Genomic DNA, 14,766 nt, shown 5'->3' with positions numbered 1-14,766 from the left:
GCGAAGTTTGCCCGCGCCCGCAATACACCGGCGTGTTTCCGCAAGCGCGCGAGGGTACGGATGAATCTGTCGGAGGGATCGCCTACGTTTTGCGGCATGCGAATCCTGCACACCTCCGACTGGCATATCGGCCGCACCTTTCACGGTGTCGATCTGCTCGCCGATCAGGAGTGTTCGCTGCGCGCCATTGCCGAACTGGTGGCCGCGGAGCAGGTGGACGTGGTGGTGCTGCCGGGGGACGTCTACGACCGCTCCATTCCGAGTGCGGACGCAATCGCGGTGTGCAATCGCGGTTTCGAAGCCATCCGGAACGCCGGGGCGACCATTGTCGCCACCTCCGGCAATCACGACTCGCCCACCAGGCTCGGTGCGCTGGGGAGTTTCGCGGCGGCGGGCGGGCTGCATCTGCGGTGTGGGATATCCGAAGTGGCGCGGCCCGTAATGCTGTCCGACGCGCACGGAGAGGTCGCTTTCTACGGCATCCCATACCTGGAGCCGGAGATCACGCGGGCGGAACTGGGCGTGCCGCAGGCGCGTTCGCATGCCGAGATCCTGGATGCGGCCATGCGATTGATCCGGGACGATCTGGCCGGCCGTGCCGGGGTGCGGTCGGTGGTGCTGGCACACGCCTTCGTGGTGGGCGGTGAGGCCACCGGATCCGAGCGGTCCATCTCGGTCGGCGGGGTGGAGACGGTGCCGCTGGGCGCCTTCGACGGCATCGACTATGTGGCGCTGGGACATTTGCATTCGCCGCAGACGCTGTCGAAGTCGGTGCGGTACTGCGGCTCGCCGCTGCCGTATTCGTTCGGCGAGCGGTCGCAGCGCAAAGCGGTGTGGATTGTGGACTTGGACGCCAGTGGATTGTCGGCGGTGTCGCGGCGCGAACTGCCGGTGGTGCGCGGGCTCAGCCAGCTCAGCGGAACGCTGGAGGAGCTGCTGGACGCGCCCGAGCATGCCGGGGCCGAACAGGATTACGTCTCGGCGACGCTGACCGACCATGCGCGCCCGGTCGATGCGCTGCGGCGGCTGCGTGAGCGCTTCCCGCACGCCGTGCACGTGGAATGGGTTCGGCCCGAAGGCAATCCGGAACTGCACTATCGGGAGCGCGTGCACGGCCGCCGTGACACCGAGATCGCGCAGAGCTTCCTCACCGATGTGCGCGGTGTGCCCACCGCGGGTGAGATGACGTGGCTCGAGCGGGCACTGGCCGCCGCGGTGCGGGAGAAGGAAGGCCCGACGCGCACCCATGGTGATCAAGCGGGTGGTCGGTTCGGCGGCACTGCCGGAGAACGGGGGACGGGCGGTCTTGTGCGCGACGCCGATGTAAGCGGGGACGGTAGGGTGCGCGTCTCCGGTACTGCTGCGGCGGGTGGGCGTGCCGCCGGTGAGGGTGCAGAGGGTGGGCATGCCGTCCGAACCGGTTCGGCGCAGCGGGTTGTCGATGATTCGCAACCGGTCGCCGATGACGGGAGCAAGCGGCTATCCGGTGCCGACGAGCTGGAAGGGGATCCTGAGCTCTTCGGTCTGGTGCCGCCCGAATCCGATGGTGGCGCAGGCGAGTTGACTGCATGAGTCGCATTTGTCGCGACGCGGCGGCGTGTCCTGCGGGCACTCGCCCGTACGGGGTTGTTGGATGGGCGGAGATCGAAGGGGACGGCGCGTGCGGCTGCATCGACTGGAACTGAACGCCTTCGGCCCGTTCGCCGAAACGGCCGTGGTGGATTTCGACGAGCTCGGGGCCGACGGATTGTTCCTGCTGCACGGGCAGACCGGCGCGGGTAAGACCACGGTGCTGGATGCGGTCGCCTTCGCGCTGTACGGCAGTGTGCCCGGGGCGCGCGGGGAGAAGCGGCTGCACTCCGATCACGCCGATGAGCAGACGCCGCCGCGGGTGCAGTTGGAGGCGACGCTGGGCGGCAGGCGTCTGCGATTGACACGTTCGCCCGAATTTCAGCGGCCGAGCACGCGTGCGAAAAGCGGCTGGGTCAAAGAGAATGCCTCCGCGACGCTGGAATGGCTGGACGGTCGCGGCCAGCACCTGTCCCGAATTCCCGATATCGGCGATGAGGTGCTGCGCCTGCTCGGGATGAGCGCCGACCAGTTCTTCCAGGTGGTGCTGCTGCCCCAGGGGGATTTCGCGCGATTCCTGCGCGCCGACAACGAGGATCGGGAAAAGCTTCTCGAAAAGCTTTTCGACACCGAACGATTCGGCACCGCCGAACAGTGGCTGATCGATAAGCGCCGCGCCGGTACCGCCGATCTCGACACCCGCAAACAGGGCATCGACCGCCTCATCGCCCGGGTCGGCACGGCAGCGGGTCTGGCCGCGACCGAAACCGCCGGTCCGCTCGAATCCGTCGACTGGTCACAGCGGCTACTGGTCACCGCCCGCGACGCGCTCACCGGCACGGCGGCGGAACTCGAACAGCACCAGGCGAATTCCACCCGCGCCCATGCCGCGGCGGAGGAACAGCGGCGTCTCCACGACCGCCACCGCCGCCTCACCGAGGCCCGCGCACAGCTCGACGCCTATGCCTCCGGCGCGGCACACCGCGACACCCTGCACACCGAACTCGACCGCGCCCGCCGCGCCGAGCCGGTAGCCACCGCCCTCGCCGAGGCCCGCTCCGCCGCGGTGGCCCTGCGCCGCCGCGAAGACGACGCCACCCGCACCGCCGAACAACTCGCCGACCGCCTCCTCGAACCCGCCAGCGCCGAACTCGACGGAACCGCCTGGGCCGCAGCCGATCTCGCCACGGCCGAACTGGCAGGCGGTGACCTCTCCCTCGAATTGGAGAGCATCGATCACCCTGCCGCAGCGCCGGAGTCGGACTCTCTGCGGCGGGGGCTCGAGGCGGCTGTGCAGCGGTGGAGCGCGCAGATGGGGGCCTTGGACGAGGTGCGGGCGGATGCGGAGTCGGCGACAAGGCTGACGGGGGACTTGGCGCGACTGCGGGAGGAGCAGCGGGGGCTGGTCGAGACGGTGCGGAAGGTGACCGAGCGGCGCGCCAAGGTGCCGGAAGTTATTGCGGGGGTGGAGGTTCGACTGCGGGCGGCTACTGATGCCGCCGCGGGACTGCCGGTGCTGGAGGCGGAGCGGGAGCGATTGCGGGCGGCTGCCACGGCTGCGCTCGAATTGGAGCGGCGGCAGGGGGAGCTGACGCGGGGCAGGGCGAACTTCGAGGCGAAGCGGACGGCGCATCTGGATGCGCGGGAACGCACGCTCGCACTGCGGGAGCAGCGGCTGGCGGGGATGGCCGCCGAACTGGCCGGGGCGCTTGTGGCGGGGGAGCCGTGCGCGGTGTGCGGGTCGGCCGAGCACCCCGCGCCCGCGCGAGCGGGCGAGCTGGTGGTGTCCAAGGAGGCGGAAGACGCTGCCGTGGCGGCGGAACGGGCCGCCGAGACCGCGCGCGAGCAGGCCGGGCAGCTGGTCGCGGAGCTGGAACGCGCCATCGAGGTGCTCGTCGAACGCGGCGGGGATGCCGATAAGGCGGAATTGGCGAGCGGTCTCGCGGCCGTCGAGACCCGCTGGGCCGAGGCGCGGGATCGGGCGAAGCTGGCGGACGGTCTGGCCGCGGAGCTGGATCGGCTGCGCGCCGAGGAGACCCGGCTGCAGGACGAGCTGCGGGACGGCGAGAGCCGCAGCAGCGCAACGATGGAACGCATGGTGGCCACCGACCGCAGGCTGGCCGAACTCACCGAGCGGCTGACCACCGCCGCGGGTGCGGACGGCACCGTGGATCGCCGCCGCGCCCGCCTCGATGCGCTGGTCACGGACGCCACGGCACTGCGTGAGGCGCGCACGGAGTCCGTACTGGCTCGCGAACAGGTTGCGGCCCTGGCTGTCCGGGTCGAGAAGCTTTCCTACGATGCGGGTCTGGTCGACACCGCCCCGCCCGTCATGGGCGAGACCGGCCCGGACTACGGCGTCCTCGCCGAATACGCCCGGGCCGTGGATGCCGCCTCGCGCACGGCACAGCGGCAGGCCGATATCGACGCCGAGCTGGTCGCTGCCGACCGTGCCCGCTCGCACGCGGAAACCGTGCTCGCCGAACCGGAGATCCAGGCCGCCGCCGGAATCGCACTCGGCGACCTCGCCGGGCTGGAATCCGCTGTGACACAGGCGCAAACGGCTCTCGAACTCGCCGTCGCCGCACACACCGTGGCCGCCCGGCGGGTCGAGCAACTCGAAGAACTGTGCACACAGCTGTGGGCGGCTGTGGACAGAATCGCACCCATCCAGCAGGCGCACGACGAACTCGCCCGCCTGGCCGATGTGGTGGCCGGACGCGGTGAGAACAACCGCCGAATGTCCCTGCGCTCCTACGTACTCGCCGCCCGCCTGGAAGAGGTGGCCGTCTCCGGCTCGGTCCGCCTCCGCCGAATGTCCGGCGGCCGTTACGAATTCGTCCACACCGACGCCGCCGGCCCGCGCGGCCGTCGCGGCGGCCTCGGCCTGGACATTCGCGACGACTACACCGGCGCGATCCGCCCCGCCAAAACCCTCTCCGGCGGCGAAACCTTCATGGCCTCACTCTCTCTCGCCCTCGGCCTGGCGGATGTGGTCGCCGCCGAATCCGGCGGCCTCGTCCTGGACACCCTCTTCATCGACGAGGGTTTCGGCAGCCTCGACGCCGACACCCTGGACGCGGTCATGGGCGTCCTCGACGAACTCCGCTCCGGCGGCCGCGTAGTCGGAGTGGTGAGCCATGTGGATGAAATGCGCCAGCGCATCCCCAGCCGCCTGCACGTCATCCGCGGCCGCACCGGCTCCCGCCTCGAAACCGCCCTCGGCTGACCGCCGCACAATCAGTTTCCACCAGTAAGGAGGTTCGTGATGCCACAGTTGGTCCGCGTTCAGAACTTCAATCTGTCCAGCGACGGCTATGGAGCCGGAGTGGGGCAGAGTCTCGATCGCCCGTTCGGCCATGCGGATCCGAGTGCGCTCTTCGCCTGGGCGGGCGCCACCGCGCACTGGGTCAACCGGACCGACCCGGGTGGGAGCTACGGTCTCGATGACTATCTGACTCGCGATTTCGCGAACAATATCGGCGCGGAGATCATGGGGCGCAATAAGTTCGGCCCGCAGCGCGGGCCCTGGGAGAACTACGAGTGGGAGGGCTGGTGGGGAGACGAACCGCCGTTCCACACACCGGTTTTCGTCCTGACCCACCATGTCCGGCCCTCGATCACGCGCGGGGAGACCATCTTTCACTTTCTGGACGCGTCCCCGAAGGAGGCGCTGGCGCAGGCATTCGACGCCGCCGACGGCAAGGATGTGCGCATCGGCGGCGGCGTGGCCACGGTCCGGGCCTTTCTCGAGGCCGATCTGATCGATCAGATGCACTGTGCCGTATCGCCGGTCGAACTCGGTGGCGGCGAACGGTTGTGGACGAACCCCGGCGAACTCACCGACCGCTTCCATCTGGAGCAGATTCCGAGCCCGAGCGGGGTTGTGCACCACCTGTTCTGGCGGCGGTAGCCGAGGTCAGTGCGCTTCGTGGTCGAGCAGCCAGCGCTTGACCGGCAGACCCCAGCGGAAGCCGCCGAGGGTGCCGTCGGTGCGAATGATGCGGTGGCAGGGGACGAACAGGGCCGCCGCATTGCGCGCACAGGCATTGGCGGCGGCCCGGGTGGCGGCGGGGCGGCCGGAGGCGGCGGCGAAATCGGTGTACGTGATCGGTTCTCCGCCGGGCACTTTGCGCAGTACCTCCCAGGCGTGCACCAGGAACGGGCCGGAGAGCTGGCGGACGGTAATGGCGTCGATGGCCGTGATATCGCCCGCGTGGTAGTCCACGACGGCCTTGGTGACCGCGCCGAGCGAATCGCGTTCGCGGATGTCGGCCGGTCGCAGGGTGGTGTGGATGAGCTGGCGGAGGTTCTCCGCATCGGCGGTCCAGCCGGCGGCCAGCACCGCGCCGTCGGGGTCGACGAGGGCGGTGAAGGGGCCCGCCGGGGTGGTCACGGTGGCGAAATCGGCGGCAGCAGAGGTGGATCGGGTCACGGTACTGTTCTCGCTTTCCGGGCGCCGAGGGCGCCGTCGGGGACGGTGGCGGGCGTGGCCAGGGCGTGCTTCCACAGATGCATGGTCAGATAGGAGCGCCAGGGCGCCCAGCGGGCGGTATCGGTCAGATCGATGCCGAGCAGGCCCGCGCCGCGGCGGACGATCAGATCGGTGTGCAGCAGTACGTCGGGATCGGCCAGCAGCCGCATGGTGACGTAATCGGCGGTCCATGGGCCCACGCCGTCGAGGGCCAGCAGATCGCGCCGCAGTTCGGTGGCGGTGCGCCCGGCGTGCAGGATCAGATCGCCGTCGGCGAGGGCGCGGGCGGCGGCCACGATGGCTTCGATGCGCTTGGACGGGCCGGTCAGCACCTCGGCGCCGTGGTCGGCAATGGCCGCGGCGGTGGGGAACAGGTGCGGGACCGGTCCGGGAATGGATTCGCCCAGATTCTGCACCAGCCGGGCGCTGTGGGTATTGGCCGCCGCGACCGAGATCTGCTGTCCGATCATGGTGCGCAGCAGCAGTTCCGGACCATCGAGGCAGCCGGGTACGCGGATGCCGTGGGAGAGCACCACACCCGCGCTGTTTCCGGCCATGCCCGCCGCCAAGGCCTCGTCGATGCCGACCGGATCGGCGTCGAGGTCGAGGAAGTGGCGTAGTCGGGCGACGGTCGGCGCGAGGTCGCGCATATCGTGCAGCGCCAGCGAGGCGCGGACGTGCCCGGGTTGTACGGACATGCGAACGGTGGTGTGGCCGTGCGGAGTTCGCAGACCACGGGTGTAGACCCCGTCCTCCCACAGCTCCAGTCCGGGCACGGCGTGCGAGGACAGGAACCATTCCAGCCAGGGCTTGTCGAGCGGCTCCCGGTACGGAAGCCGCAGCGTCAGCAGGCCATTGGTGGCCGGCAGCGTATCGCCGTTGCGGCGGCGGGACTCATCGCGCAGCGTGGTCGGGCTGACCGCGAAGACCTCCCGCACGGTGTCGTTGAACTGCCGGATGCTCGCGAAGCCGGCGGCGAACGCGATATCCGACATGGACAGCGGGGTGGTCTGGATGAGCAGCCGGGCGGTGTGCGCCCGGTGCGCCCGGGCCAGCGCCAGGGGTCCGGCGCCGAGTTCGCTGGTGAGAACCCGGGTGAGCTGGCGTTGCGAATAGCCGAGGGTATCGGCCAGGGCGGGCACGCCGCCGCGTTCGATCACGCCGTCGGCGATCAGGCGCATGGCGCGGGCGGCCAGGTCGGCGCGGGTATTCCACAGCGGGGAGCCGGGGGCCGCGTCCGGCAGACAGCGGCGGCAGGCCCGGAATCCGGACTGCTGGGCCGCGGCGGCCGTGCGGAGGAAGGTGACGTTGGCGGGTTTCGGGGTTATAGCGGGACATGAAGGGCGGCAATAGATTCCGGTGGTGCGCACCGCGGTGACGAATTGCCCGTCGAAGCGGGCATCCTTGGTTGTCACGGCGCGGTAGCACCGCTCGAAGTCCAGCTCGTTCGCACTCACAAGAACCACGATCGCAGGATGAGCCGAAACGCGCTAGCGGAAATAGGACACCACTATCAGCGGAAATAGGACACGCCTGGAGTGAGACCGCGGATGCGGGTCCTCAGCAGCAGCGATTGGCCGGGTTGCGGGCGGCGGCGGCGTGGCGGTCGCGCCAGTAGTCGCGTTCGCTGGGGATCGGGGCGTCCGGGTGTTGCAGCTGTAGGTGCTGGACATAGCGCCGGTAGTCGTTGCCGCCCAGGATCGAGTTGAACCACCAGATCAGCGCGCGTGCGGCCCGGAGCGCGACGCGCCCCGCCGTCCGCAGGAAGCCTGCGGAGGACGGGGCGGCCGGTTCGGTCATAGCGGGGGTCACCACATCAGTGTGCGTGCGCCGCGGCCCCGCTCGCACGCACCTTGCCCTGTGCGACGAGGTCGTCCCATTCCTTCTGGACTTCCTGCTCGGCCTTGGTGGCCAGGAAGGAGCTCGGCCCGAAGATCTTGGACGGCTGCTCCGGCGATTCGGTGGTTTCGCTGCCGCCCTTGCGCAGCGCGCGAATGCACACCCACAGCCCGATCAGCGCCACGATCAGCACCAGCACCGCGAAGACGATCGACAGCGTGCCCTGGATGAACGTATTGCGAATCGTCTTGTCCAGGTTGGAGATCTGCGTATTCAGCGCGGCGATATTCGCCACGCCCTTGGGCAGCTGGCCGGAGTCGCGCGCGGCGACGTACGCGTCGTGGGTGCGCACGGTGTTGTTGTGCAGCGTCCAGTACCCGATCTTCGGATCACCCGAGAAGATCTTCTGGAACGACGCCGTCATGGTGACGATCAGATCCCACACCAGCGGCACCGCCGGAATCCAGGCCCATTTCACCAGGCCCTTCTTCACCACGATGGCCAGCACCACGGTCAGCGCCACGGCCGCCAGCAGCTGGTTGGAGATGCCGAACAGCGGATAGAGCGTATTGATGCCGCCGAGCGGATCGGTGACGCCCATGAGCAGCACCGAACCCCAGGCCGCGACCACGATGGCCGAGCAGATCCAGGCGCCGGGCAGCCACGACGGATCCTTGAAGCGCTTGGCCCCGGGCAGATTGCCCAGCGAATCCGACAGCATGAAGCGCGCCACGCGGGTGCCGGCATCGATGGTGGTGAGGATGAACAGCGCCTCGAACATGATCGCGAAGTGGTACCAGAACGCCTTCAGACCCGAGCCGCCGATGAGCTTGTGCAGCACCTCCGACATGCCGATGGCCAGCGTCGGCGCGCCACCGGTGCGGGAGACGATATTGGCCTCGTCGACCCCGGCCGCGGCCGAATTCAGATCCGCCGCCGTGATCGGATCCCCGCTCAGCCCCAGGCCGTTCACGTAGGTGGCGGCCTTGTCGGCGCTATTGCCGGTGAGGGCCGGGCTGGCATTGATGGCGAAGTACAGGTGCTGGTCGATGATGCTGGCGGTGATGATCGCCATGACCGCCACGAACGACTCCATGAGCATGCCGCCGTAGCCGATCATGCGCGCCTGCGACTGCTTCTCCAGCAGTTTCGGCGTGGTGCCCGAGGACACCAGCGCGTGAAATCCCGACAGCGCGCCACAGGCAATGGTGATGAACAGGAACGGGAACAGATTGCCCGCGAACGACGGACCATTGCTGTTGCCCGCGAACTGGGAGATGGCGGGGGCCTTCAGCACCGGCATCGTGACCAGCACGCCCACGGCCAGCAGGGTGATGGTGCCGATCTTCATGAAGGTGGACAGGTAGTCGCGCGGGGCGAGCAGCAGCCACACCGGCAGCACCGAGGCGATGAAGCCGTAGATGATCAGCATCCAGGCGATGCTGGTGCCGGACATGGTGAACCAGTCACGGCCCCACGCGGATCCGGCCACCCAGTTGCCGGAGATGATGGCCAGCAGCAGCAGTGCGAAGCCGACGAGGGAGATCTCGCCGACCTTGCCCGGTCGCACGAAGCGCAGGTACACGCCCATGAACAGGGCGATCGGAATCGTCATGGCAATGGAGAACACGCCCCACGGGCTACCGCCCTCCAGCACACCGGTTTTCGCGTTCGGGGTGGCGGCGAGCGCATTGACCACCACGATGCCGAGCACCGCGAGCAGGATCATCATGATGACCAGTACCGCCACGATGGCGGCGACGCCGCCGACCACGCCGAGCTCATCGCGGGCCATCTGCCCGAGGCTGCGGCCGCGGCGTTTCACCGAGGCCCAGAGCACCAGGTAGTCCTGCACCGCACCGGCGAATACGACGCCGACAATGATCCAGATGGTGCCGGGCAGATAGCCCATCTGCGCGGCAAGCACCGGTCCGACCAGCGGTCCCGCGCCGGCGATGGCGGCGAAGTGGTGCCCGAAGAGCACGCGCCGGTCCATCGGCATGTAGTCGCGGCCGTTCTCCAGCTCTTCGGCCGGAGTGGCGACGTCATCGCGGGGTTTGGTGATCTTCCATTCGATCAGCCGCGAGTAGAACTGGTACGCCAGCACATACGTACAGAGGGCGGCCACCACGATCCACACCGCATTGACGTCCTCGCCGCGCGCGATCGCGAGGACCGTCCAGGCGATGGCGCCGAGAACGGCGACGGCGAAGAAGATGCCCTTCTTCGCGGGGGTCATGGGCGTCCGGTCTACGACGCCGACCGGGGGGAGGTCGGGGTCTGTCCGGAGGTATTCGATGGTCGCCATGCGACAACCCTCCCGTGCGGCGTATCTGAGTACTGCGGATCTGAATGCTGTGGATCTACGTGCTGTGGATCTACGTGCTGTGGATCTACGTGCTGTGGATCTACGTGCTGTGGGTCTACGCGAAATGGGACAAACGTAGCCGACTCGGCTCACCTGGGCCGGGCTTTCTCCAGCCGTTCACCAAGTGTCGTACCGACAGGTATGGGTGGCCCGGCGGACGTGTGCGCCGGGGAACGCGGGTGACGAGATCCGGCGTGGGGTCCCGCGAGTCCGCGTGTTCTCCGCGTGTCGCAGGTTGCTCTCCGTATGCTGCCATGCTGGCTCGAGACCTGCGTCACGTGGCCCCGGATCCGTGTTTCCACGACAGAGGAGACTGCGATGACTCTCGTCGGCGCCGAGCTACGCATGCTCGACACACCGTGAACGGCAACATCACTCGCCGCACCCTGCTCCGTTCGGGGGCAACGGCGGCGTTGGCGGCGGCCATGAGCGGCTGCGGCGGTGGTGACGACGATGCGGTGACCTTCTTCTTCCAGGCGCGCCCGGAGGAGGCGCGATCGCGGTTGAAGATCATCGACGAATTCCGCAGGCGGCGACCGGATATCACGATCCGCACGATCATGTCCGGGCCCGATCCGCTGCAGCAGATGCTCACCTACTGCGCGGGTGGCAAGTGCCCGGATGTGCTGATGTCGTGGGAGCTGCTCTATGCCGGGCTCGCCGAACGCGGCGTACTGGTGGATCTGCAGGGATTGCTCGACCGCGATCCGCGGTATGCGGCCGAACTGCACGCGGACGGGTACGCGCCGCTGCGGGACACCTTCCTGTGGCGGGGCGGGCAGTACGCCCTGCCGGAGCAATGGTCGGGGGTATTCCTCTACTACAACCGAAAACTGTTCGCGGAGGCCGGAATTCAGCCACCGGTACGGTGGTCGGAGGCCTGGGGCTACGCCGAATTCCTGGCGGCGGCCACCGCACTCACCCGCCGCGATTCCGGTGGCCGCACGCAGCAGTGGGGTTTTGTGGATGCCTGGGTGCCGTACTTCTCGGCCGCCTGCTTCGGAATGAACAATGGGGCCGAATGGTTCAGTCCGCCCGTGCAGCCGGTGCGCACCAATATCGGCGATCCGCGTTTCGCCGAAGGGCTGCAGTTCTATGCCGACCTCGCGGTGCGGCACGGGGTGGCGCCGAGTGTCGGTGACCGGCAATCGGTTTCGGCACAGGACCTGTTCCGCAGTGGTAAGGCCGCGATGCTCATGGGCGGGCACTGGCTGTATTCGGAATTCACCGGGCACGACGGGCTCGACTTCGATGTCACCGTGCTTCCGGTCGGACCGCACGGGGGACCGGGGGCCATGACCGACGTCGGCAGCACCGGACTCGCCATCGCGGCCGCCAGCCCGCGCCGCGAACAAGCCTGGGAATTCGTGAAATTCGCGACCGGGCCGGAAGGTCAGGCCCTGATCGCCGCATCCGGGTTGTTCGTGCCGGTGCTCAAATCCGCCATGCACACCACGGGTTTCGCCGATGCCCATCGCGGCATTCGGAATCTGGAGGTGTTCACCGAGGGGCCCGCGAACTCGCGTCAAATGGCCGTCACACCCCAGTGGGGAAAGGTGGAGGCGCTGCTCGAACGCGGCTGCAATCGGGTGCTGCGCGGTGCGGCGACCGCGGATTCGCTCGGCGGCCGGACCGCCACCGATATCGACGCCGTACTGCGGGCGGCGACATGAGCGGCCCGGAGCGGGGCGCGACGGGCCTACTGAGCGGGGAGTCTGCCGCCGGAGCCGAGGCGCGGCCGCCCGCTGCCGAGCGGGGTCGTGGCCGGGCGGGCGCTACGGCGCTGGCCAGGCGGCGGGCGCGGGCCGGAGCATTGTTCATTGCGCCGAATCTGGCTGCCGTAGCCGTGTTTCTGCTGTTCCCGCTGGGCTTCTCGCTCTATCTGAGCTTCCATTCGTGGGATTTGTTCAGCGCACCGCGGTTTGTGGGTATGGACAACTATCGGCGGCTGTTCACCGCCGACCCGCTGTTCTATATCGCGCTGCGCAATACGGCGGTGTTCACCGTGCTGACGCTGGTGCCGACCGTGGTGATCAGCCTCGCTATCGCCGCCCTGCTGAACCGGAAACTGGCCGGTATCGCGGTGTTCCGGACGATCGCCTTCCTGCCGCTGGTGGCCTCCACGGTGGCGATGGCGGTGGTCTTTCGCTTCATCTTCGCCAGCGATGACGGGCTGCTCAATCGCATGCTGGGCTGGATCGGCCTCGGACCCGTGCCGTGGCTGACCGATCCGGATTGGGCGCTGGTATCGCTCAGCCTGGTCACCGTGTGGAAAAGCGTGCCCTTCGCGACGGTCATTCTGCTGGCCGCCATGCAGGGTGTGCCCGAAAACCTCTATGAGGCAGCGCAAATCGACGGTGCCGGTGCGTTCCGGCGCTTCCGGTCGATTACCGTGCCGCTGATTCGCGGTGCGCTGTCCTTCGTTTTTGTCATCACGATCATCAATTCGGTGCAGGCGTTCGATCAGGCGTACGCATTGACGGGCAGCAATGGCGGGCCGGAGACGGGCACCTATGTGCTGGGAATCATGCTGTTCCAGAACGCCTTCCGTTTCTACGAGGTCGGCTACGCCTCGGCCCTGGCCTGGGTGATATTCGCAATTCTGCTGGTGCTCACACTGATTCAGCTGCGGCTCTCGCGGCGTGCGGAGGCGGATCTGTGAGGCGAACTCCCGGCCGTCGCGTACTGAACGGCGCGCTGATCTACCTGGCCGTGATCGCGGTGGCCTGGTGCGCACTGCTGCCGATCCTCTGGGCGGTCTCAGCATCACTGAAGTCCGAAGGCGAACTGCTCGATGCGACCCCGCTGCCCGCGCATCCCCAATGGTCCAACTACGCCGATGTTTTCGATGCCATTCCGCTGGGCCGCATGCTGCTCAACACCGTCATCTACGCCGGCTGCGTGACGGCAGGCCAGGTCTTCTTCTGCTCACTGGCCGGATATGCCTTCGCCCGCCTGCGTTTTCCGGGTCGCGAGGCGCTCTTCCTCGCCTATCTGGCCACCCTCATGGTGCCGCTGACCGTCACCGTCATTCCGCAATTCCTGCTCATGCGGGCCCTCGGCTGGATGGACACCCCCTGGTCCATGATCGTTCCCGGCCTGTTCGGCAGCGCCTTCGGCACCTACCTCATGCGCCAGTTCTTCCAGACCCTGCCCACCGAACTGGAAGAGGCGGCCACCCTCGACGGCTGCACCCCCTGGCAGATCTACTGGCGCGTCCTGCTCCCGCACGCCCGCCCCGCCGTCATGGTCCTGGCCGTCCTCACCTGGATCACCGTCTGGAACGACTTCCTCTGGCCCCTGATCATGATCCAGCGCAACGAATACGCCACCGCGACGCTCGGCCTGATCCGCCTGCAGGGCCAGTACTCCACCAATTGGCCGCTGCTCATGTCCGCGGCCATTCTGCTGCTCCTGCCCCTGCTGCTGCTCTATGCCCTGGCCCAGCGCTCGTTCGTCAAGGGCATAGCCATGTCCGGCCTCGGCGGCCGCTGATCATTCGCCGTTCGCCGGGAACGGCGGGGTGGCGGCTGTGTAGCGGCGGGCCAGCGTGCGAATGTGGTCGACCAGCTCGGGTGGGCTGTCCACCCGGAAATCCATCATGAGCATGCTCAGGTAGATGGCAATGGTCTCCAATCTGTCTGCGCCGGTGAGCAATTGGCAGGTGTGGGCGTCGATCGGCTCTACCACGCCGACGGTGGGGTTGATGCGCGCGATGACGGTGGCGGCGGGCTCGAGGACGGTGACTCGGGCGTGGACTTCCCAGCCGGTGAAGGCGATTTCGCGCAGGACGAAGGCGGCCAGGTCGTCTGCGGGGAGCGGGCGGGGAGCGAAATGGCGGGTGGCCGCGGCGAGCCGGTCGATGCGCGAGACGGGCAGGGCCTGCCAGGTGTGGGTGTCCAGGCTGTAGGCGACCAGGTACCAGCGGCGCTGCCAGCTGATCAGGCGGTAGGGCTCGACCTCGATCTCGTCGAGGTGCAGCGTGGTGGCGGCGCGAATGGCGGCGGCGAGGGTGGACAGCGTGGCGGCGGGGACCGGCGCGTCGGGTTCGATGGAACCGGTGACGGCCTGGCCGATATCGGTGGCCCCGCGCAGCGCGGTCACCTTGCGCTGCAGGCGTTTCGGCATAATGCGCTCCAGCTTGGCCCAGGCCCGCGTCATGCTCTCACCGATATCGGCGATGCCGGTGGCGCCGTCCTCGGCCAGGCCCACCGCGACGGCCACGGCGACCGCCTCGTCGTCGTCGAGCAGCAGTGGCGGCATATTCGCGCCCTGCCCAAGGCGGTATCCGCCGATCGGGCCGCGTTCGGCATGCACCGGATAGCCGAGTTCACGCAGGCGGGCAATGTCCTGGCGCAGCGTGCGATCGGTGACGGACAGACGTTCGGCTAGGTCACGCCCGGTGTAGGTGTGGTCCTGGAGCAGTGAGAGCAGGCGGAGCAGCCGGGTTGTGGTCGAGGTCACACAGTGCCCTTTCGTTCGGCCGATTAATTAGGAAGAGAACAAGCCTAATCGA

10 protein-coding genes and 1 pseudogene are annotated in these 14,766 nt (G+C 68.2%); 6 read left to right on the top strand and 5 right to left on the bottom strand.

Features of this window, described 5'->3' with window-relative positions; translation table 11 throughout:
- Window positions 1–96 precede the first annotated feature (96 nt).
- The 3 genes and pseudogenes from OG326_RS38400 to OG326_RS38390 form a co-directional block, all read left to right on the top strand.
- A pseudogene (locus OG326_RS38400) lies at window positions 97–1,251 on the top strand (exonuclease SbcCD subunit D); the annotation flags it as partial.
- A 409-nt stretch (window positions 1,252–1,660) separates the two neighbouring features.
- A complete protein-coding gene (locus tag OG326_RS38395) occupies window positions 1,661–4,798 on the top strand; it encodes an SMC family ATPase (protein WP_327142004.1) in 3,138 nt (1,045 codons plus the stop codon).
- A gap of 39 nt (window positions 4,799–4,837) precedes the next feature.
- Window positions 4,838–5,482: a dihydrofolate reductase family protein gene (locus tag OG326_RS38390; RefSeq protein ID WP_327142003.1), complete on the top strand. Its 645-nt coding sequence runs from the start codon at window positions 4,838–4,840 to the stop codon at window positions 5,480–5,482.
- Window positions 5,483–5,488: 6 nt separating this feature from the next.
- On the opposite strand, the gene OG326_RS38385 is transcribed toward OG326_RS38390, so the two are convergent.
- The 4 genes from OG326_RS38385 to OG326_RS38370 all read right to left on the bottom strand — a co-directional run bounded on the left by OG326_RS38385 (window position 5,489) and on the right by OG326_RS38370 (window position 10,190).
- The gene (locus tag OG326_RS38385; RefSeq protein ID WP_327142002.1) at window positions 5,489–6,004 is read right to left on the bottom strand and encodes a methylated-DNA--[protein]-cysteine S-methyltransferase; all 516 of its coding nucleotides are present in this window, start codon (window positions 6,002–6,004) and stop codon (window positions 5,489–5,491) included.
- Window positions 6,001–7,500 carry an AlkA N-terminal domain-containing protein gene (locus tag OG326_RS38380; protein ID WP_327142001.1) on the bottom strand — a complete coding sequence of 500 codons (1,500 nt, stop codon included), beginning with the start codon at window positions 7,498–7,500 and terminating at the stop codon, window positions 6,001–6,003. Before OG326_RS38380 ends, OG326_RS38385 begins: the two co-directional genes overlap by 4 nt.
- A gap of 103 nt (window positions 7,501–7,603) precedes the next feature.
- Window positions 7,604–7,855, bottom strand: coding sequence for a YbdD/YjiX family protein (locus OG326_RS38375; RefSeq protein ID WP_327142000.1), 252 nt, complete (start codon window positions 7,853–7,855; stop codon window positions 7,604–7,606).
- Between the two features lie 4 nt (window positions 7,856–7,859).
- The gene (locus OG326_RS38370; RefSeq protein WP_327141999.1) at window positions 7,860–10,190 is read right to left on the bottom strand and encodes a carbon starvation CstA family protein; all 2,331 of its coding nucleotides are present in this window, start codon (window positions 10,188–10,190) and stop codon (window positions 7,860–7,862) included.
- Window positions 10,191–10,675: 485 nt separating this feature from the next.
- On the opposite strand from OG326_RS38370, the gene OG326_RS38365 reads away from it, so the two are divergent.
- Genes OG326_RS38365 through OG326_RS38355 form a run of 3 tightly spaced genes read left to right on the top strand, consistent with a single transcriptional unit; the run spans window position 10,676 to window position 13,745 of the window.
- Entirely contained in the window at window positions 10,676–11,923 is a 1,248-nt protein-coding gene (locus OG326_RS38365) for an ABC transporter substrate-binding protein (protein ID WP_327146718.1), read from the top strand.
- Window positions 11,920–12,912: a carbohydrate ABC transporter permease gene (locus OG326_RS38360; protein ID WP_327141998.1), complete on the top strand. Its 993-nt coding sequence runs from the start codon at window positions 11,920–11,922 to the stop codon at window positions 12,910–12,912. The genes OG326_RS38365 and OG326_RS38360 overlap by 4 nt, the downstream gene beginning before the upstream one ends.
- Complete coding sequence (locus OG326_RS38355) at window positions 12,909–13,745, top strand: carbohydrate ABC transporter permease (RefSeq protein ID WP_327141997.1); 837 nt, start codon at window positions 12,909–12,911, stop codon at window positions 13,743–13,745. The genes OG326_RS38360 and OG326_RS38355 overlap by 4 nt, the downstream gene beginning before the upstream one ends.
- Here OG326_RS38355 and OG326_RS38350 read toward each other — a convergent pair whose 3' ends face one another.
- Complete coding sequence (locus OG326_RS38350; RefSeq protein ID WP_327141996.1) at window positions 13,746–14,714, bottom strand: helix-turn-helix transcriptional regulator; 969 nt, start codon at window positions 14,712–14,714, stop codon at window positions 13,746–13,748.
- Window positions 14,715–14,766 lie beyond the last annotated feature (52 nt).

It is taken from the genome of Nocardia sp. NBC_01327 (genome assembly GCF_035958815.1).
GTDB lineage: Bacteria > Actinomycetota > Actinomycetes > Mycobacteriales > Mycobacteriaceae > Nocardia.
Note: the sequence above shows the minus strand (reverse complement) of the source record. Positions and strands in the feature narration are given on the sequence as shown.